The 19724-nt window shown below is 64.1% G+C and carries 17 protein-coding genes; 7 read left to right on the top strand and 10 right to left on the bottom strand.

Annotation, left to right across the window (positions count from 1 at the left end; genetic code table 11):
* Positions 1–5: 5 nt before the first annotated feature.
* Positions 6–1955 (bottom strand): arylsulfatase, encoded by a 1950-nt coding sequence (locus FVF58_RS33275; protein ID WP_149673995.1) that lies wholly within the window; start codon positions 1953–1955, stop codon positions 6–8.
* Between the two features lie 158 nt (positions 1956–2113).
* A complete protein-coding gene (locus FVF58_RS33270) occupies positions 2114–2656 on the bottom strand; it encodes a hypothetical protein (RefSeq protein ID WP_149673994.1) in 543 nt (180 codons plus the stop codon).
* Between the two features lie 264 nt (positions 2657–2920).
* Between FVF58_RS33270 and FVF58_RS33265 the strand changes: the two genes are divergently transcribed.
* Positions 2921–3442, top strand: a complete 522-nt coding sequence (locus FVF58_RS33265) for a GNAT family N-acetyltransferase (protein ID WP_188130988.1) — start codon at positions 2921–2923, stop codon at positions 3440–3442.
* Positions 3443–3535: 93 nt separating this feature from the next.
* On the opposite strand, the gene FVF58_RS33260 is transcribed toward FVF58_RS33265, so the two are convergent.
* Positions 3536–4183, bottom strand: a complete 648-nt coding sequence (locus FVF58_RS33260; protein ID WP_149673993.1) for a response regulator — start codon at positions 4181–4183, stop codon at positions 3536–3538.
* Positions 4180–5595 carry a cache domain-containing protein gene (locus FVF58_RS33255; protein WP_149673992.1) on the bottom strand — a complete coding sequence of 472 codons (1416 nt, stop codon included), beginning with the start codon at positions 5593–5595 and terminating at the stop codon, positions 4180–4182. Before FVF58_RS33255 ends, FVF58_RS33260 begins: the two co-directional genes overlap by 4 nt.
* Positions 5596–5886: 291 nt before the next feature.
* On the opposite strand from FVF58_RS33255, the gene FVF58_RS33250 reads away from it, so the two are divergent.
* Together FVF58_RS33250 and mctP are read left to right on the top strand one after the other, a co-directional pair.
* The gene (locus tag FVF58_RS33250; protein WP_149673991.1) at positions 5887–6084 is read left to right on the top strand and encodes a DUF3311 domain-containing protein; all 198 of its coding nucleotides are present in this window, start codon (positions 5887–5889) and stop codon (positions 6082–6084) included.
* Complete coding sequence (gene mctP / locus FVF58_RS33245; protein ID WP_149673990.1) at positions 6081–7562, top strand: monocarboxylate uptake permease MctP; 1482 nt, start codon at positions 6081–6083, stop codon at positions 7560–7562. The genes FVF58_RS33250 and mctP overlap by 4 nt, the downstream gene beginning before the upstream one ends.
* 78 nt (positions 7563–7640) lie before the next feature.
* Here the strand turns inward: mctP and FVF58_RS33240 are convergent, their stop codons facing one another.
* From FVF58_RS33240 to FVF58_RS33225, 4 genes are all read right to left on the bottom strand, one after another.
* Positions 7641–8324 (bottom strand): Fe2+-dependent dioxygenase, encoded by a 684-nt coding sequence (locus FVF58_RS33240; RefSeq protein ID WP_149673989.1) that lies wholly within the window; start codon positions 8322–8324, stop codon positions 7641–7643.
* Positions 8321–9109, bottom strand: a complete 789-nt coding sequence (locus tag FVF58_RS33235; protein WP_149673988.1) for a tetratricopeptide repeat protein — start codon at positions 9107–9109, stop codon at positions 8321–8323. Before FVF58_RS33235 ends, FVF58_RS33240 begins: the two co-directional genes overlap by 4 nt.
* 11 nt (positions 9110–9120) lie before the next feature.
* Positions 9121–11370 (bottom strand): TonB-dependent receptor, encoded by a 2250-nt coding sequence (locus FVF58_RS33230; RefSeq protein WP_149673987.1) that lies wholly within the window; start codon positions 11368–11370, stop codon positions 9121–9123.
* Positions 11371–11872: 502 nt separating this feature from the next.
* The gene (locus tag FVF58_RS33225) at positions 11873–13105 is read right to left on the bottom strand and encodes an NAD(P)/FAD-dependent oxidoreductase (RefSeq protein WP_149673986.1); all 1233 of its coding nucleotides are present in this window, start codon (positions 13103–13105) and stop codon (positions 11873–11875) included.
* Positions 13106–13585: 480 nt separating this feature from the next.
* Here FVF58_RS33225 and FVF58_RS33220 point away from each other — a divergent pair, with 480 nt between their 5' ends.
* Genes FVF58_RS33220 through FVF58_RS33205 form a run of 4 tightly spaced genes read left to right on the top strand, consistent with a single transcriptional unit; the run spans position 13586 to position 18590 of the window.
* Positions 13586–14398, top strand: coding sequence for a DUF3348 domain-containing protein (locus tag FVF58_RS33220; RefSeq protein ID WP_149673985.1), 813 nt, complete (start codon positions 13586–13588; stop codon positions 14396–14398).
* A gap of 10 nt (positions 14399–14408) precedes the next feature.
* Entirely contained in the window at positions 14409–17288 is a 2880-nt protein-coding gene (locus tag FVF58_RS33215) for a DUF802 domain-containing protein (protein ID WP_149673984.1), read from the top strand.
* On the top strand, positions 17285–17932 hold the full coding sequence (locus FVF58_RS33210) for an OmpA family protein (RefSeq protein WP_149673983.1): 648 nt from the start codon (positions 17285–17287) through the stop codon (positions 17930–17932). Before FVF58_RS33215 ends, FVF58_RS33210 begins: the two co-directional genes overlap by 4 nt.
* On the top strand, positions 17925–18590 hold the full coding sequence (locus tag FVF58_RS33205; protein WP_246217268.1) for a DUF2894 domain-containing protein: 666 nt from the start codon (positions 17925–17927) through the stop codon (positions 18588–18590). The genes FVF58_RS33210 and FVF58_RS33205 overlap by 8 nt, the downstream gene beginning before the upstream one ends.
* Positions 18591–18601: 11 nt before the next feature.
* Here the strand turns inward: FVF58_RS33205 and FVF58_RS33200 are convergent, their stop codons facing one another.
* Together FVF58_RS33200 and FVF58_RS33195 are read right to left on the bottom strand one after the other, a co-directional pair.
* Positions 18602–18901: a TFIIB-type zinc ribbon-containing protein gene (locus FVF58_RS33200; protein ID WP_149673982.1), complete on the bottom strand. Its 300-nt coding sequence runs from the start codon at positions 18899–18901 to the stop codon at positions 18602–18604.
* A gap of 25 nt (positions 18902–18926) precedes the next feature.
* The gene (locus FVF58_RS33195; RefSeq protein ID WP_149673981.1) at positions 18927–19676 is read right to left on the bottom strand and encodes a TerC family protein; all 750 of its coding nucleotides are present in this window, start codon (positions 19674–19676) and stop codon (positions 18927–18929) included.
* Positions 19677–19724: the final 48 nt, after the last annotated feature.

Here is a 19724-nt window from a genome sequence, read left to right as displayed (position 1 = left end):
CGTGCTCAGTAGTAACCGCGTGGGCGCAACGGCTCGACACCGCCGACGCTGCTCATGTAGTTGTTCCACTGCTGCACGAGACCATCGATCACCGACGGATTCTGGGTCGACACGTCCTGCGTTTCGCCGCGATCCGAACTCATGTCGAACAGTTGCCAGTGGCCGTCCACGGGACCGAGCGGTGGTTCCGTCCACAACGCTTTCCAGCGGCCGTCGGCGCTGCGCAGATAGCCGCGGCCATAGGCTTCGTCGCCGAACGATGCGGTGTGCACCGTGGTCGTGGCCTGATCGTTGAGCAACGGCAGCAGCGACTTCCCGGTGATTGGATACACGTAGCGATTGTTGTAGACCACCTTGCCCTTGTTCTGATCGACGCCGGTGAGCGTATTGATCAACGCGGGCGCGGCCTGGGTAGGCGGCGAGATCTGCGCGACGGCGAGGAACGTGGCGGTGTTGTCGGTCACGTGCGTGAAGTCGCGCAACGTCGGCTTCTGCGAAGTCTGACCCGGCAGGTGCACGATCAACGGTGTGGACACGCCGCCTTCGCCCGAATAACCCTTGGTCAGACGGAACGGCGTCGCGCTCACTTCGGCCCAGCGCAAACCGTATTGCAGACGTTGCGCGTTCTGCTTGCCGTTGTCCGTGCCGAGCGTCGAGTAGACCGGGTCGGCGGCATTGGCGGTGTCGGTTGCGGTCGGGTCGGCGCCCGAGTCGATCGGCCAGCCTTCCGCGCCGTTGTCCGACTGGAACATGATGAACGTGTTGTCGTATTCGCCGATGTCCTTCAGATGCTGGATCAGCAAGCCGATGTTGTGATCGAGATTCTCGACCATGCCCGCGTAGATTTCCATGTAGCGCGCCTGCGCTTTCTTCTCCGCGGGCGACAGGCTGTCCCACGTCTTGTTTACGGTGCCCGGGCCGTAGTCGGTGTAGCCCTGCACCGCGCTATGAACGGCGCTCACGTACTTCGCGTTCGCGGTGCCGTTGTTCGCGGTGGCGGGACTCGCGACGAGCGTCTCCGATGCGCCGCCGTACGGCACGAAGTCGTTCGGAATGATGCCGAGCGCCTTTTGCCGCGCGATGCGCGCGTTGCGGATCGCGTCGTAGCCGGCGTCGTATTTGCCGGCGTAGTTGTGCAGATAGGGTTCCGGCACCTGCAGCGGCCAGTGCGGCGACGTATACGCGGCGTAGGCGAAAAACGGCTTGCCGTCGCCCTTGTTCGAATCGATGTACGAGATCAGGCGCTGCGTGTAGAAGTCGGTCGAGTAGAACACGGCGGGGCTGCCGCCGGTGCCGCCCGGTTGTCCCGGTTGGCCGGGCTGCGCGTACTTGCCGTCTTCGGTGTAGTTCTGCGAGCCCGCCAGTTCGTGCGCGAAGTGATTGGTCGCGGCGCCGCCGAGCAGCGCGTAGCTTTGCTCGAAGCCCCATTGGTCCGGCGTCTGCCCGCCGCCCGTCGTGCTGCCGACGATACCGGAGCCGATGTGCCATTTGCCGGCCATGTACGTGTGATAGCCGCCGTCCTTCAGCAATTGCGCGACCGACAACGCGCGGTCGTTCAGGTATCCCTCGTAGCCGGGCAGGCCCTTTCGTTCGTCGGTCGGCACGCCCATCGTGCCTTCGCCGACCAGGTGGTGATCGGTGCCGGAGATCAGCATCGAGCGCGTGATCGCGCAGACCGTGCCGGTGTGGTGATTCGTCAGGATGCGGCCCGATTGCACCAGCGCGTCGAGGTTGGGCGTGTTGATTTCGCCGCCAAACGCGTGGATGTCGGAATAGCCGAGGTCGTCGGCCATGATGTAGAGAATGTTGGGCCGCTTCTGCGCGACGACGGGTGCCGGCGCCGCGCTGCTGGGCAGATTGTCGTCGCCGCACGAGGCGAGCGTGACGAGGCTGGCGACGGCGGCGCCGATGAGGCCGAGGCGAAATGCGGAGCGAGGCAATCTCTGTGTTGTCATTGTTGTGCTGACCGGATATGTCGGGTGGCAGATGTTAGCAATGACGTCGCGCGGGCCTAAAGATTGATTTCTGCGTTGCTATGGACGATTGCCGATATAGCCGTGGCGGCTTGATCGCGGAGTTGTGGCGTGCTGTTTTGCGCCGCTAACTGCACGCGCTAGTTGCCAGGATCGAGCACCGGCTTGTCGGGGTCTGCAAGTGTCCGATAGGGCAGTCGCGCGGCGTGCGGATCGGTCGTCGTGTTGTCGATCACGCGTTCGACGTCCGCCGTTTTTGCCAGCTCGGTGAGGAAGGTGTGCTTGTCGAAGCCGGGCGCGACGCAGCCTTCCACATAGATGAAGCGGCGTTGCAGCGTGAGCCACAGGGTCGACTGTTCGCGCCAGTGCGTGGCGACGTTCAGATTGGCGAGACGCCGCTGTACCGCATCGGCAATTTCCGCGTCGTACAGATACGCGTTCGGCAGACGGCAGCGGCCCTCGATCCAGCAGCTATTGCCGCGTTCGATCCGGTAATGGCTGTCGTCGAGCCATTCCTTTTCCGTTTCGAGCGGACCGAGCGGGGCGGGGCATGCGGCGATTGCTTTGGAGATCTGAAAGAACGGGTCGTGGCCGCGATTGATGCGCGCTGGTTCGGCATGCACGTGGATGACGCCGATGGCGATCAGCAGACTGGCGAGCCGCAGTTTGATCAGGCGATTCATCTGTCAATCGCTCCGGTTGTTGGGCACTCAAACGGGAGAATGGAACAGCAGCCGTATTCTTGCACTTCGCGCAGAGACTGGTCGCCGGACAGGCTATGCCGGACTCCGCCGCGTCATTCCCAATCATGCCATCGAAGTCTGGGCTTTGAGACTTGAACCATAGCTCGTCCATTGCGGGTGCGATTCGACAACATCTATTATTCTTCAGTTACCGCACGGGGCTGATGCCCCCTATGAACACTGTCAAGCATTGAGGGAGATTTTATGAGCACGAGCCTTTCCGTCCGCGATGGCAGTTCCGATGAACTGTCGCAGTTGGGTCGATTGCTGGTGAAGATCTATGCCGCGCTGCCCGGTTTTCCGACCCCGGACGAGCACCCGGGCTACTACGAGATGCTCGCCAACATCGCCCGATTCGCGGAGAAACCCGGCGCACGCGTTCTGGTGGCTCTCTCCGAACACAACGAACTTGCGGGTGGCGTCGTCTACTTCGGCGATATGAGCCAATATGGATCGGGCGGCCTCGCAACTTCGGTGCAGGACGCTTCCGGGATTCGCTTGCTAGGCGTTGACCCCGCGTTTCGCGGCATGGGGGTAGGCAAGGCGCTGACGCTTGCGTGTATCGAGCTCGCCCGCGAAAGCGGGCATTCGCAAGTGATTCTCCACACGACCAAGGCAATGCAACTCGCCTGGGGCATGTATGAGAAGCTTGGTTTCGTGCGCTCCGAAGACCTCGACTTCTCCCAGCAGGGGCTGCAAGTGTATGGATTCAGACTTAAGTTGTGATGGGATCTGGCGCAACACCGGCCATGACTGGAACGCCCGTCGCCGTATGTTCAATATCGCGCGATGCGCAGCCGGTATCGCGCGTTATGCCGGTCAGCGCTTCGCGCGCCGGTTCTCCACCGCGAACTTGATCAACTCCGCCTGGCCCTCAATATCGAGCTTGCGCTTCAGATTCAGCCGATGCGTTTCCACCGTGCGGACCGACAGGTCGTTGCGTTGGGCGATCTGTTTGCTCGATAAGCCTTCGGCCAACGCATCGAGAATGTCGCGCTCCCGCGGCGTCAGACGTTCGACGGGTGATTGCGTCGCCGACGCCTGAATCAGGCGCGCGCCCAGTCCCGCGCTGAAAAACGTCTTGCCGTCGAGCACCGCGCCGATCGCCTGAATGATTTCCGTAGCGGGCGAGTCCTTCAGCACATAGCCGCTCGCGCCCGCACGAACCGCCTGGGTCACGTATTCGAGGTTGTCGTGCATCGACAGCATCAGCACGCGAATCGCGGGATAGCGTTCATGAAAGAGGCCCGCCAGCGCAATGCCGTTCATCCCGTTCATGCCGACATCCATCAGCACCAGATGAGGCGTTTCGCTCGCCGCGAGCGCGAGCGCTTCCTGCGCATTACCCGCTTCGCCAACGACTTCGAAGTGGCGCACCGCTTCGAGACGCGCGCGCAAACCGTCGCGCACGAGCGGGTGATCGTCGACGAGAAGCAGGCGCGCGATGGCGTGAGAAGTGTCGGTCATGGTCGGATGTCCTGCAAGGGCGACAGCGGTGCGTCGGATGTTTGAAGCGGCACGTGCGCGGTGACGACGGTATGGCCCGCTTGTGAAGCGAGCGACAACGTGCCGCCGAGCGCTTCAAGCCGCTCGCGCATATTGCGCAGACCCACGCCCGAGCGCCTGCCGACGAAAGCGTGCGTCACGTCGAATCCGCGGCCATTGTCCGCGATCGTCAGCGTGATCGTGTCGTGTGAGATTTCGAGCGCCAGTGCCGCGCTCGACGCTCGCGCGTGGCGCACGATATTGGTCAGCGCTTCCTGGGCGATACGAAACAGCACGGTATTGACCGCATCGGGCAGCGTCGCCGCGTGCGTGTGCGTGATCTGCGTGAAGCCGATCTCGATGCCGGACTCCTCGCTGAGTTCACGCGTCAGTTGTTCCAGCGCGGCGGCCACGCCGAGATCGTCGAGCATCGAGGGCCGCAGCGCGTGAGAAATGCGCCGCACTTCGCGCAAGGTATCGCCGAGCCGCGCGAGACTGGTGGCGAGCGCGGCTTCGGCGGCGGGCACCCGCGCTTCGCTGCGCTCGAAGCGCGCCAGCGCGGATTCGAGCAACAGCTTCACGGAGACCATCATCTGGCTGATGCCGTCGTGCAATTCACGCGACAGGCGCGCTCGTTCGTTTTCCTGCGACTCGACCACCTGCTGCGCGAGCCGCTTCAGTTTCGCGTCGGCGCTGCGGTACTCGGTGACGTTGAGCACCAGCGCGCACAGCGCGATCACCGCGAGCCCGGCCACTGCGATCGCATCGATCCACTTCATCGTGCGATCGATGTTGGCCGCCGCGCCAGCGTCGATATGCGCGAGCGTCGTGTCGACATCGTCGAGATAGATGCCGGTGCCGATCATCCAGCCCCAGCGTTCGAGCGGCACCACGTAGCCGAGTTTCGACGCGATCTTGCCGGTCGACGGACGATGCCACAAATAGCGCACATAGCCACCGCCGTGCGCGGCCGCGGCGATCAGTTGCTGGATCGTCGGGACGCCCTGACTGTCGCGCAGCGCCCACAGATCGCGGCCGACCAGATCGGGTTCGCGCGGATGCATCAGCGAGCGGCCGTGCATGTCGTAGACGAAGAAGTAGCCGTCCTTGCCGAAATCCATCTTCTCCAGCACGTCGAGCGCGCGGGTGCGCAGCAGCGCGTCGTCGCGCGCATTGTCCCGGCCGGCGTCGTAGAGCGGCGCGATCGCCGTGGTGGCAAGCTCGACGTAATGCTGGAGTTCGATTTCCTTGCTCGCCATGTACGCGGTCTGGGTGGTCGCGTGCTGCGTTTCGGCGAGCGCCGTGGCTTCCCGGCGCACGCCGGTTTCGATGCTCGCGATCGCCGCCAGAAAGGGCACGATCGCCAGCAGGACAATCTTGGCTTTGAGTTTCATCGTTGGAAAAACTGCCGACTGGCTACGTAGTATTACGTAGCCGGCTTACGTAGTTGCGCGCTTGTGAGGAGTCTCACGAAGGCGAATACTACATCCCCGCGGCATACCGCGCGCGGCGGCTCGTTGCGCGTGGTGGCTCGCGCCGTCGCATGATGCCGGGCCGCCCCGGTACTTTCAAGCAGGCGGGAGACGCCTGTACACGGTTGATTGCCTCAAATCAGTCAACCGGTTTTCCGCACGCCAGGCCACGAGCCAGGCGCGCGGTGTCGATAATAGACTTAGGAGAAGTTCGTGGAGACCTCCCCATCCGCCAGCCGTTCATGGCTCTGGCTCATTCTGCTGATCCCTTATATCGCGCTGTTGTGGCTGCCGTTCTATAACGACACGCATCCGCCGTTGTTCGGCTTTCCGTTCTTCTACTGGTATCAGTTTCTGTGGGTGCCGTTGACCTCGCTGCTGATTTACATCGTGTATCGAGGTGTCAAATGAATGATCTGAATCCCGTCAACCCGGTTGCGATGACCGTATTCATCGCGTTCTTCGTGCTCGTCACCGTGATCGGCTTTTTCGCCGCGCGCTGGAAGCGGGGCGACCTGACGCAATTGCATGAATGGGGTCTGGGCGGCCGGCAGTTCGGCACGGTCATTTCGTGGTTCCTCGTGGGCGGCGACTTCTATACCGCCTACACGGTGATCGCGGTGCCCGCGCTGGTGTATTCGGTGGGCGCGTATGGCTTCTTCGCGTTGCCATACACGATCATCGTCTATCCGTTCGTGTTCGCGGTGATGCCGAAGTTGTGGAAGGTCGCGCACGCGAAGAACCACATCACGGCGGCCGACTACGTGCAGGGCGAATACGGCGGCAAGTGGTTTCCGGCGGCGGTCGCGCTGACCGGCATCGTCGCGACGATGCCGTATATCGCGCTGCAACTGGTGGGCATGCAGGTGGTGATCAAAGGACTCGGCGTGAGCGGGGAAATGCCGTTGATCGTCGCCTTCGTGATTCTCGCGCTCTATACGTATGCAAGCGGCCTGCGCGCGCCGGCGATGATCGCGTTCGTGAAGGACATCATGATCTATATCGTCGTGATCGCGGCGGTGTGGCTGATTCCGGCGAAGCTGGGCGGCTACGCGCACGTGTTCGACGCGGCCGATGCGCACTTCAAGGCCAAGGGCGGCGCGACCGGCATCATTCTGAAGCCGACGCAGTTCACCGCGTTCGCCTCCCTCGCGCTGGGTTCGGCGTTGGCGGCGTTCATGTATCCGCATACGATGACGGCGGTATTGTCGTCCGCGTCGGCGAAGACGGTGCGCAAGAATGCGATTTTCCTGCCGGCGTACACGTTGCTGCTGGGTCTGATCGCGTTGCTGGGTTACATGGCGATTGCCGCCGACGTGAACGTCAAGTCGGCCTCGGACGTGGTGCCGGCGTTGTTCGGCACGATCTTCCCGGCGTGGTTCGTCGGTTTCGCGGCTGCGGCGATTGCGATCAGCGCGCTGGTGCCTGCCGCGATCATGTCGATTGGCGCAGCGAATCTGTTCACGCGCAATCTGTGGCGTCCGCTGGTGTCGCCGGATATCTCGCCGGAGAGCGAGGCTTCCACCGCGAAGATCGTTTCGCTGGTCGTGAAGTTCGGCGCGCTGCTGTTCATCGTGTTCCTGCCGACGCAGTATGCGATCGATCTGCAATTGCTCGGCGGCGTGTGGATCCTGCAGATTTTCCCGGCTATCGTGTTCTCGCTGTACACGCGCCGTCTGAACACGCCGGGTCTGTTCCTCGGCTGGCTGGCGGGCATTGTGATCGGCACCGGGCTCGCGATCTCGCAAGGGCTCAAGCCGGTGTACGCGCTGCATTTCGGCGATGCGGCTTATCCGCTGTATATCGGCCTGATTGCGTTGGCCGTCAATATCGTCGTGAGCTTTGGCGTTTCGGTGATGTCGCCGCGCAGAGTGGCGGTCACAGCCTGATCGTCGTGTTTGTCTAAAGAGAACGCCGCGGAGCAGTTGCTTCGCGGCGCTTTTTATTGCGCGGCCGGTACGTTCGGCTCAGGCGTCGGCCCAGCGGCGTAGCAGATTGTGATAGATGCCGGTGAGGCTGACTACCGTGGGGTCGTTCGTGCCTTTCTCGGCGGCAAGACGCTGCACGTCGTTGTCGAGTTGAAACAGCATGGTGCGCTCGCCGTCGTCGCGCACCATGCTCTGAATCCAGAAGAACGACGCGACCCGTACGCCACGCGTGACCGGGCTCACGTGATGCAGACTCGAAGCCGGGTAGAGCACCATGTCGCCGGCGGGCAGTTTCGCGCGATGCACGCCATAGGTGTCCTCCACGCAGAGTTCGCCGCCGTCGTAGGTGTCCGGCTCGGCCAGAAAGAGCGTGGCCGACAGATCGCTGCGAACGCGGAAATCCGTGCCGCGCAGCAGGCGGATTGCGTTGTCCACGTGCGTGCCGAAACCGTCGCCGCCCGAGTAGCGGTTAAACAGCGGCGGGAACACTTTCAGCGGGAGTGCCGCGGAAAAGAAGCGTGAATTGACGCCGAGCGCGTCCTGAATCGCATCGCCGACCGCGCGCGCGGCAGGTGAGCCTTCAGGCAGCTGCTGGTTGCGCTTGGCTTGCGCCGACTGCGTGCCGGAAGTCGCGTTGCCATCGATCCATTGCGCCGCGTCGAGCACTTCGCGGCATTGCGCGACCTGCTGTTTGCTGAGTACGCGTTGCAGAAGCAGCATCATGCGTGCGACTCCTGCGCGGGATGCATCGTGGCGCTGAGGTTCGAGCTTATGTTCACATTGATGTTCTCACCCAGCGCCCGAAACGCGCCGATCGGCGACACAGACAACCAGCGCTGCATCTTCGTGACGAACGCCGCGGTTGCCGTGTGCGGCACGCGCTGCAACCAGTGCAGTGCGCCGTCGATGTCCCCGCGTTCGGCCAGCAGCCGTGCGTAGTTGAATTGGCCGCGGAAATCGCCACCTTCCGCCGCGCGCTGGTAATAGTAGAGTGCGATGTTCGTGTCGGCTTCGACTTCCCAGCCGTCTTCGTAAAAGCTGCCGACGAAGTTCAGCGATTTCGCGTGCCCCAGTTCGGCGGCGCGCTGGAACCATTGCAACGCCTCCACGCGGTCGCAACTGATGCCATGGCCGAGTGCCAATGCCGACGCGTAGTTGTACATGCCCCAGTCGAGTCCGGCGCGCGCCGCGAGCCGGTACCAGTACACCGCGACCGGCGCGCACGCAGCCGTGCCCCAGCCGTGTTCATAGCAGCGGCCGAGCATGTTCATCGCCATCGGATGATCGCGCCGCGCCGCGTGCCTGAACCAGGTGAACGCTGCTTCGGCATTGCGCTCGACGCCGTGGCCGTCGAGCAGATACTGGCCGTACACGGCCTGCGCTTCGACGATGCCGTTTTGCGCGGCCGCCGCCACCCATGCGGCGGCCCGGTCGGCCGGCCCCGACAGAATCGCGGCGAACCGGTCGTGCGACACGTTCGCCAACGCCTGCAACGTCACCTGTTCCATCGGGCTAGGGTTTAGTAGTGCGCGTTGAGCGTCAGGAACGCGGAGCGTCCCGGCGCGATCGACGCATAGTGAGCCGCATAGGCCTGGTCGTAGTACGTGCGGTTGAAGATGTTCTGCACGTTCAGCTGCAGATCGACCTTCTTGTTGATCCGGTACGTCGCCACGCCGTCGAAGCGCCAGTAAGAGGGCACCGCGCGCAGATTCGCCGTGTCGCCGTAGACCTGCGACATGTAGAACGCGCCGCCGCCGATCGTGAACTTCGGCAGCACGTCGTAGGTGGTCCACAGGCTGATGCTGTTCTTTGGCGTGTTCGGGAACTGGTGGCCGTTATCCGACTTGGTCTTGCCGTTGTCGCGCAACTCGCTCTTCAGGTACGTGTAGCCGCCGAATACTTGCCACTTGTTCGTCAACTGGCCGGCCACGCCGAATTCGAAACCTTGCACGCGCTTATTGCCGACCATCGCGTAGGTGTTGTCCGGCAGCGTGACGCGCGCATTGGTCGTGTCGATCTGGAAGATCGCGCTGGTCAGCGAGAGCTTGTTGTTCAGCACGTTCCACTTGGTGCCGACTTCGACGCTGCGGTTCTTTTCCGGCGCGAGCTGAGCGGCGTTGCTGCCGATGCCACCCCGGCCCGGTGTCAGCGACTGCGTTTCGCTGCCCTGGCCGAGCAGCGCGCCCGCCGGCGTCGACGAGGTCGAGATCGACGTATAGATGCTGCCGTTCGATGCCGGCTTGAAGACGAGGCCGAACTGGTAGTTGAACAGCGTATCGTCGCGCGACACGCGGCCGGCGCCGTTGGCGACGGTGTTGCGGAAGTCGGTCGAGTAGTCGTCCACACGCAGGCCGACGTTGGCTTGCCAGCGTTTGGTCAGCTCGATCGTGTCGAACGCGTACAGCGATTTGGTGGTGGTGCGCTGCTCGCTCGGGTCGTTGGTCTGCTTGACCGAACCGGCCCACGGGTCGTTCGGATTCGGCGACCACAGGCTCGTGCAGTTATAGCCCGACGCGACGCCGATGCCGTTGGTCTTGCAGATCGCGCCGGAAGCGGCGGCTACCGTGTACGAGTCGTTCACGCTGGTTTCGCGCGACACTTCGAGGCCGGTGGTGAAGCTGTGCTTCAGTAAGCCCGTCTTGAACTCGCCGAACAGTTCGGTCTGGTTCGCGAGGCTGTAGACGTTGCTCGCACGCGTGTTCGCGCGGCGCCACACCATGCCGTTCACGACGTTGCCCTGGCTGTCGTCAGGCTGGGTCCAGATGTAGTCCTGGCTCGACTTCGTGTAGCGCGTCGTGTTGCGGATCGTCAGGTTGCTGTTGATGTCGTGCTCGACGCGCACCGTGCCGATATCCGACGAGGTCTTGCGGAAATCGCGGTCGATCAGGCCGTAGAAGTTGTGGCGGTCAACAGGAGCCGGATAGATCGTGCTGACGTTCGCCGGCTTGTTGGTGGTCGTGTAGAAGTACGGAATGCCGCTGTCGGGGAGGTCGTCGGTCGTGAGGTGGTAGTAGCTCGCCGTCACGCGGGTCGGCGTGCCGAGGCCATACGTGAACGACGGCGCCACGCCCCAGCGTTCATTGTTGACCGCGTCGCGGCCGGCCACGTCGTTGTTGTGGCTCATCATGTTCAGGCGGAACGCCGCGTGATCGGCCACTTGCCAGTTGCCGTCGGCGGTGAAGCGGCGGTAGCGGTCGGTGCCCAGACCCACGCTGCCGTCGGCGGACGTGCCCAGATGCGGGGTCTTGGTGATCAGGTTGATGCTGCCGCCCGCGCCGCCGCGGCCGCCGAACGCGCCGTCCGATCCCTTGGTCACTTCGATGCTTTGGATGTTGAACACTTCGCGGGTGGTCGCGCCGACGTCGCGCATGCCGTCGACGAAGGTGCTGCCTTGCGCGTCATAGCCGCGGATGAACGGCCGGTCGCCGAGCGGGTTGCCGCCTTCGCCCGCGCCGAAGGTGATGCCGGGCACGGTGCGCAGCGCTTCGGTCAGCGTGGAAGCGCCGGTGCTCTGGATCAGTTCCTGCGGAATCACGGTGACTGACCTCGGGGTGTCGAGCAGCGGCGCGGTGAATTTGACCGATGCCGAATGGTCCGTTTTGAAGCCGTCGTCCCTCTGGCCTTGCACGGAAATCGGCGCGAGCTGCGCTTCCTTGTCAGGCGGTGCCGTGCCCGTGGTGCCCTGTGCGAGGGCAGGACCGGCAGCCAACATGCCGCACAGCGTCGTGCTGATTTTGCCGAGCTTTGGTTCGTCGGACCGCAACTTCATTTTCATCCCCGTCATCAAATTCCTGAGACCGGAGCAGGCGTGGTGATCCTTACTCCGGGATTCCATGTTTATTACAGAGTGGTTTCGGCGTGGATTCTATGCAATCGGAGTGTAATTGAGAAGCGTTCTCAACAAAAATTTTTAGAGAACGCTTAATTCCGGTCGGAGTTGGTCTGTGTGATTCGACGAAGATGCGCGAAATTGAGCGATTTAGACGGGCTCTTTATGGCCGTGCGGGGTTTTATGAGTGATGTGGCGCGGACGCATCTGAGCGGAACGACGGAGTGTGGCGGGCGGGTAGTGCGCGTTTCGAACCGCGCGGAAACGACGAAGATCACCCGCTCGATGAGCCAGTTTGGGAGCTTGGCTCAACCAGTTTCTTTCAAGTTAATAACAAGCCGCCGGTGCTTCGCGATTCGGGAATCGATGCGCGGACGGATCTTTTTCAGCACGCGTTCGGCTGCGCCCCATCATTGCAAGCCGAACGCGTGCCGCTGGAACGCTAGAACCGCTCCACCCGAAACGGCTGCGGGTCTACGATGGTCGGCTCACCGGTCATCATCTCGGCGATCAGCCGGCCCGTCACCGGCCCTAGCGTCAGTCCGTGATGCGCGTGGCCGAATGCGAACCACAAACCCCGGTGATTTTTCGCGGGCCCGATGACCGGCATCATGTCCGGCGTGCAGGGGCGGCCACCCATCCACGGTTCGGCGTCGAGGCGCTCGCCCAAGGGGAACAGCGTGCGCGCGATCGGCTCGACCGCTTCGAGTTGTGTCGGCGTTTTCGCCGCGTCGCGCCGCGCGATTTCCGCGCCGGTGGTGAGGCGGATGCCTCGTGCCATCGGCGCGAGCAGATAGCCGTTCTCGACGTCCAGCACCGGATGATTCAGCCGCGCTGACGGTTGCGGCGCGTAGTGCATGTGGTAGCCGCGTTTGACGGCCAACGGCACGCGATAGCCGAGCCGCGAACTCACGCGATCCGACCACGGTCCCAGCGCGAGCACCACCGACTCGGCCTTGATCGTTTCGGCATCCGTATCAACTTCCCAGCCTTCGCGTAGCGTGTCCGCGTCGCCGATAAAGAACCGTCCGCCCAGTGCTTCGAAATAGTTCGCGTAGGCGGTAACGAGCGCATTCGGATCGCTCACCGAGTCGGATTCGGGGTAGCGCAGGCCGCCGAGCAAGTGCTTGTCGAGGTCGGGCTCCATCTGCTGCAGGCGTGCTGCGTCGAGTGTTTCGAACGCGACGCCATACTCGCGATGCCATAGTTCGACGAGCCGGTTCTCCGCATCCCGTGCCGCGCCGCTGCGAAACACCTTGATCCAGCCGATCGGGCGCAATAGCGCACGCGCGCCGGCGGCGTCAGCGAGCGCGCGGTGTTCGCTCACGCAATGTTCGATCAGCGTCGAGTACGACTTCGCGATTTCGGCGTGCTTTGCCGGATGGGAGTTGCGCCAGTACTGCCAGAGGAACGGCGCGGTCTTGAGCATCGCGTCGGCATGGTAGCGAACGTCCGGCGACTGGTTGCGCGCGTAGCGCAGCAAGGTGCCGAAGTCACGCGGAAAGGCGTAGGGATAAACGCCCTCGCGCTGAATCAGCCCGGCATTGCCGAACGACGTTTCGTTGCCGGGCAGTTTGCGGTCGACGAGCGCGACCTGACGGCCGCGTTTCTGCAGATGCACGGCGACGCACACGCCCACGATGCCCGCGCCGAGCACAACGGTATCGAATTTCATGCTGCCTGTTTGCCTCGCTTGAAGTGGGTGGGTTCAAAGAGCGCTGCGATCCAGTCGACGAGCGTGCGCTTTACGTGCGTCAGGTGCGTCACGAGCGCGTCGCCGCGCTCGCGTGACGGCCCTTTTCGTTTCACGAGCGGGGCGTCGGTTTGGTCCGTGCGGCGCGCAGTCGGCGGGCGGTCCCGAGCGGGGTTTCATCTTACAGTGATCCGTTCGCGGCTCCAGCGGCTTTGTGAGCGGCATCGGTGACAAGGAACGATCGTGCAGCGCGTCGAATGCGGGAAGTCTGCTGAAGGGTCAAGGTAGACACGCTGTAAGAGCGCACGAGCACGCCTGACCGGCCAACGACCAACCCGCTGAAGGGCTTGCGCAAGCGCGCGTCAGCCAAGTTCGAACCCGCTCTCCGACCACCCACGGAGCCACCGACATCGGCGCCCGGCTCGCCAGCGTGTAAACTGCTGACTTTTTGCCTCCGGTGGTATGTTGCAAGCCCCCCAGCGCACAACGCTCAGCGGCCCCGCGCTCGTTCGCTTACTGGCGCGTCTGGCGGATGTCGAAGTTCCCGAATCCAGGCAATCGCTGTCGGACCGGCTGAGTCAATGGCTCGGCTGGACCGACGCGATTGCGTTGTCGTCGGCGCTGAACGGCAGTCCGCCCGCCGTCGCCGCCGGGGCGCGCGTTTTCGGCAGCGCCGAAGAAGCCGAGTGCGTGCGCCTGCGCAGTTCGCTGACCAAGGCCGTCGTCGGCGACAGCGTGCTCGCGACCGCGCGGCGGGATGGACGCGCGCCAATGCAAATGCAAAGGCAAATGCACGCGCCAAAGCAAGGCGCGGTGGACGCGCCGGTCGATTACGCGGTGTTCCGCCAACGCTACCAGGCCATCCAGCAGTCGATGGAAACGGCTATTGCCAATCTGCGCGGCCGGCTGCGCGGCATGCTTGCGGCCAGGACGCCGGCGCTGGCCCGGCTCGCGGTGGTGGATGCCGTGATGGAACGCGCGCTCGGCGAGCGTGAGCGGAATCTGCTGGGCGCCGTGCCCGGCATGCTGGCCGGGCACTTCGAGCGGTTGCGGGAGGCCGAGCAGCAAGCGCTCGCCGCCGCCATGGCCGACTCCGCCAGGCGCGCCGACTGCGACACCACCGAAGCCCCGGAAGCCTCCGAAGACGCCGCGCCCGTCATCCCCGGCGCATGGCTCGACGTATTCCGCAAAGACATGCGGAGCGTCTTGCTGGCCGAACTGGAGGTTCGTTTTCAACCGGTCGAAGGGTTGCTCGCGGCCCTTCGCACCCGCTAACTGGGACACTATGTCCAGATATCGTATTGATCTCGTTGTGTTTCTGGCAGGTCTGGCCGCTGCGTGCTGGATCGCCGCCAGCTATGTCGGTTCGAACCTGCTGGCGCTGGCCGTCACGTTATTGATCGTCGCGTGCTACGTGACGGGCGCGCTCGAGTTGCGCCGCTACAGCCACGCGACCGCCACGTTGACGCGTGCGGTCGCGGGGCTGTCCGGGCCGCCGCCGAGTCTTGCCGCGTGGCTGGAGCCGCTGCATCCGAGCCTGCGCAACGCGGCGCGGCTGCGCGTCGAAGGCGAGCGTGTGGCCTTGCCGGGGCCGGCGCTGACCCCTTATCTCGTCGGCCTGCTGGTGTTGCTGGGCATGCTGGGCACGCTGCTCGGCATGGTGGCGACGCTGCGCGGCACCGGCATCGCGCTGGAGAGCGCCACCGACCTGCAAGCAATACGTGCGTCGCTGGCGGCGCCGGTCAAGGGGCTGGGCTTCGCGTTCGGCACCTCGATTGCGGGCGTCGCGACTTCCGCGATGCTCGGGCTGCTGTCCGCGTTGTATCGGCGCGAGCGGCTCGAAGCGGCGCAGATGCTCGATGTGAAGATCGCGACGAGCTTGCGCGTGTACTCGCAGAGTCATCAGCGCGAAGAAAGCTTCAAACTTTTGCAGCGCCAGGCCGAAGTGATGCCGACGCTGGTCGATCGTCTGCAAACGATGATGGCGGCTCTCGAGCAACAGAGCGCCGCGTCGAGCGAGCGGCAGATCGCGAGCCAGCACGCGTTTCATCGCAACACCGAGACCGCGTACCTGCGTCTGGCAGGCGCGGTCGAGCAGTCGTTGAAGGACAGCGTCGCCGACAGTGCGCGCGCCGCGGGCGCGGCGCTGCAGCCGGTCATGGAGGCGACGCTGGCCGGTCTGTCGCGCGAAACGGCCGCGTTGCACGAGACGGTTTCGCAGGCGGTGCAGCGGCAACTCGACGGGCTGTCGAGCGGTTTCGCGGCGACGGCCACGAACGTCGCGGACATCTGGAACAGCGCGCTAGCCGGACATCGGCAATCGAACGACGAACTGGCCGCACAGTTGCGCAGCTCGCTCGCGAACGTGGCCGAGACCTTCGAGCAACGCTCGGCCGCGCTGCTGGACGGCGTGTCCGCGCGGCTGGAGACGACGGCGGGCAGCGTGTCGCAAGCGTGGCAGGATGCGCTGTCGCGCCAGGAGCGTGTCGGCGAGAAGCTGGCGGCGCACAATCAGCAAGCGTTGGCTATGGCCTCGGCGAGCTTCGAGCAGCATGCGGCGTCGCTGTTGAGCACGGTGGGTCAGTCGCATGCGGACTTGCAGACGGAATTGGCGTCGCGTGACGAACAGCGGCTGACTGTCTGGACCGGGACGCTCGGGTCGATGGCAGGGAAGTTGAGCGAACAGTGGGAGCAGGCGGGCGCGCACACCGCGAGCCGTCAACAGGAAATCTGCGAGACGTTGGCGCAAACCGCGCGCGATATCGCCGCGCAGACGCGCGCGCATGCAAGCGAGACGATTGGCGAAATCGATCGGCTCGTGCAAGCCGCGGAGCAAGCGCCGAAGGCTGCTGCGAATCTGCAAGCGGAATTGGCCGCGCGAGATCAGCAACGGCTGACCGCGTGGACCGAGACGCTCGGCTCGATGGCAAGCAACTTGAGCGAGCAATGGGAGCAGGCAGGCGCACGTACCGCAAACCATCAGCAGCAAATCTGCGAAACGCTCGCGCAAACCGCGCGCGATATCGCGGCACAAACGCAGGCGCATGCCAGCGAGACGATTGGCGAAATCGATCGGCTCGTGCAAGCCGCGGAGCAAGCGCCGAAGGCTGCTGCGAATCTGCAAGCGGAATTGGCCGCGCAAGATCAGCAACGGCTGGCCGCGTGGACCGAGACGCTCGGCTCGATAGCAAGCAACTTGAGCGAGCAATGGGAGCAGGCAGGCGCACGCACCGCAAACCATCAGCAGCAAATCTGTGAAACGCTCGCGCAAACCGCGCGCGATATCGCGGCGCAAACGCAGGCGCACGCCAGCGAAACGATCGGCGAGATCGATCGGCTCGTGCAAGCGGCGGAGCAAGCGCCGAAGGCTGCTGCGAATCTGCAAGCGGAATTGGCCGCGCAAGATCAGCAACGGCTGGCCACGTGGACCGACTCGCTCGGCGCGATGGCGCGCAAGTTGAGCGAAGAGTGGGAACAAACAGGCGCGCGCACCGCAAGCCGTCAGCAGGAAATCTGCGAAACGCTCGCGCAGACCGCGCGCGATATCTCGGCGCAAACGCAGGCGCATGCCAGCGAGACGATCGGCGAAATTGGCCGGCTCGTGCAGGCGGCCTCGGAAGCACCGAAGGCCGCAGCCGAAGTCGTTGCCGAACTGCGCCAGAAACTCTCCGACAGCATGGTCCGCGATACCGCGATGCTGCAGGAGCGCAGCCGTCTGCTGGAAACGCTGGAGACGCTGCTCGATGCAGTGAACCACGCATCCACCGAGCAGCGCACGGCCGTCGACGCGCTGGTCTCCACGTCGGCGGATCTGCTGGAGCGCGTCGGCACGCGCTTCACCGATCACGTCGAACTGCAAACCGGCAAGCTCGGCGCGGTCGCCGCGCAGGTGACCGGCAGCGCCGTCGAGGTGGCGAGCCTGGGCGAAGCGTTCGGCGCGGCCGTGCAGATGTTCGGCGAATCGAACGACAAGCTGGTGACGCATCTGCAACGTATCGAAACCGCGCTCGACAAGTCGCTCGCGCGCAGCGACGAACAACTCGCCTATTACGTCGCGCAGGCGCGTGAAGTCGTCGACCTGAGCGTGATGTCGCAGAAGCAGATCGTCGAAGACCTGCAACTGCTCGCAAGCCAGCGCGCGTCCGTCGGAGCCGACGCCGTATGAGCGACGAAATCGACGGCGGCGTGGAGCCGGTCGCGCCGATCTGGCCGGTGTTCGGCGATCTGATGTCGGTGCTGCTCGGCGCGTTCGTGCTGATTCTGGTCGGCGTGATCGGCGTGCAGCTCGAACTGTCGAGCAAGCTGGAGCAGGAGGTCAAGCAGCGCCAGGCGGAAACGCAGCGCCGCAAGACGCTGGAGCAGGCGCTCGCCGGGCCGCTGGCCGCAGGGCGCGTGACGCTCGTCAACGGACGCATCGGCATTAGCGGCAACGTGCTGTTCGCGCTGAATTCCGATCAGTTGCAGCCGCAAGGCCGCGATCTGCTGAAGAGCCTGGCCGGACCGCTGGCGGCCTATTTGCAGGCCAACGAGCAGATCCTGATGGTGAGCGGCTTTACCGACGACCAGCGCTTGCGCGAAGGCAATCGCCGATTCGCGGACAACTGGGAGCTGTCGGCGCAGCGCGCGTTGACGGTGACGCGTGCGTTGATCGACGCAGGCGTGCCGGCGTCGTCGGTGTTCGCCGCCGCGTTCGGCTCCGGACAGCCGGTGAGCTCGAATACCGACGAGCAGGGGCGGGCGAAAAACCGTCGCGTGGAAATTGCGCCTGTGCCGAGGCCGTCGACTGCAACGGTGAAGCCAGGTGCGTAGCGACGGCAACGGCGATCGCAGTGATCAAGGCGTGACGAGTGAAGCGCGCGCGACGCTCGACGCGTGGCGCGAGCGCGGAGCGGATCGTCTGAACCCTGTGCGCTTTCAATTCATCGCGGCGCTGGAGCGGCGCGCGGCCAGCCACAACGGCGACGCGCGACGCATCCTCGACGAACGGCTGCGAGGCTTGCTCGATGCGTATGCGATCGATCTGGAACGCGCCGCGGCCGCAACGGCGCAAGCGGATGCCGCCGCGGCGCGAACATCGGCCTCAAGCGAGGCAGATCGAGAAACACTTGCCGGGGTGATCGACCGCATCGCCCGGCATGCGTCAGCACGGCACGACGGCACTGCTTCGTATCCCGACCTGCCCGCACTCGACTACTTCAGGGAAGTCTGGTCCAAAGTCCGCACCGAAAAGCAGTTGCGCCAGTCACTCGCGCAGGTGCCCGGCAACGCCGGCCCGCTCAATTCGAGCAGCCTCGTGCACCGGTCGCTCTCGTTGATGCGCGAGTTGTCGCCGGGGTATCTGAAGCAGTTTCTGTCTTACGTCGACACCTTGTCGTGGCTCGAGCAGATGAACGGCGGCGCGCCCACGAATAAAGACACGCCGCGCGCCGCAGCCGGCGGTAAAGGCTCGCGCGGTAAAGCACGCTAAACCCGGCGCGTTCAGTCGAAGTCGAACATATCGAAGATCGAGCGCTTCTTTTTATGCGTTCGATACTCCGTCCGATGCTCGTCGTAGCCGTGACTTCGTTCGCTGTCGTGCGCAGGTTCCCGGTCCCGGCGCTCCTCGCGACCGGCGCGCGCGGCAGAGGGCGCGTCGGCCTCTCCCACGTCCTGCGCAATCAGTTTGTCGAGTTCGCCGCGATCGAGCCATACGCCCCGGCATTGCGGGCAGTAGTCGATCTCGATCGAGCGGCGCTCGGTCATCAGCAGGTCGATCGTCTTGCAAACGGGGCACTTCATCATGTCGCTCCTTGAGTGGGACCGGTTACGTGCCGGTCACCGCGCGTTTCGATTTCGCGCGGCGCACCAGCATGTTCATTGCCTCGACAAAGGCGGAGAACGCCATCGCCGCATAGATATACGCCTTCGGCACATGCGAGCCGAAGCCCTCGGCGATCAGCGCCATGCCGATCACCAGCAGGAAGCTCAGCGCAAGCATGACGACCGTCGGATTGCGGTCGATGAAGCGCGACAGCGGACGCGCAGCGAACAGCATCGCCATGACTGCCGCGATCACCGCGGCAAACATGATCGGCAGATGCTCGGTCATCCCCACCGCGGTGATGATGCTGTCGATCGAGAACACGATGTCGAGTAAGAGGATCTGGCCGATCGCGGCCGCCACCGTCAACTGGACGGTCGTGCTGGCCTTGTCGCTGGCTTCGTCCGCATGAGTCACGTGGTGGTGGATTTCACTGGTCGCCTTCCACACGAGGAACAGGCCGCCGCCGAGCAGGATCAGATCGCGCCACGAAAATTCGTGGCCGAAAAGCGTGAACGCGGCTTCGGTCAGTTGCGCGATCCACGCGACCGTGCCGAGCAGCGCCAGCCGCATGACCAGCGCGAGCAGGATGCCGATGCGCTGCGTGCGCGCGCGTTGGGCTTCGGGCAGCTTGTTGCTGAGGATCGAAATGAAGATCAGGTTGTCGATGCCGAGCACGATTTCCATCACGACGAGCGTCAGAAGCGCTGCCCACGCGGCAGGGTCGGCTATGAGTGCGAGCAGGGAATCCATAGGGCGCCGTGAAAAATCAATGCGATGAGAATCGCGATGTCGCCATCT

It is taken from the genome of Paraburkholderia panacisoli, assembly GCF_008369935.1.
Classification (GTDB): Bacteria; Pseudomonadota; Gammaproteobacteria; order Burkholderiales; family Burkholderiaceae; genus Paraburkholderia; species Paraburkholderia panacisoli.
Note: the sequence above shows the minus strand (reverse complement) of the source record. Positions and strands in the feature narration are given on the sequence as shown.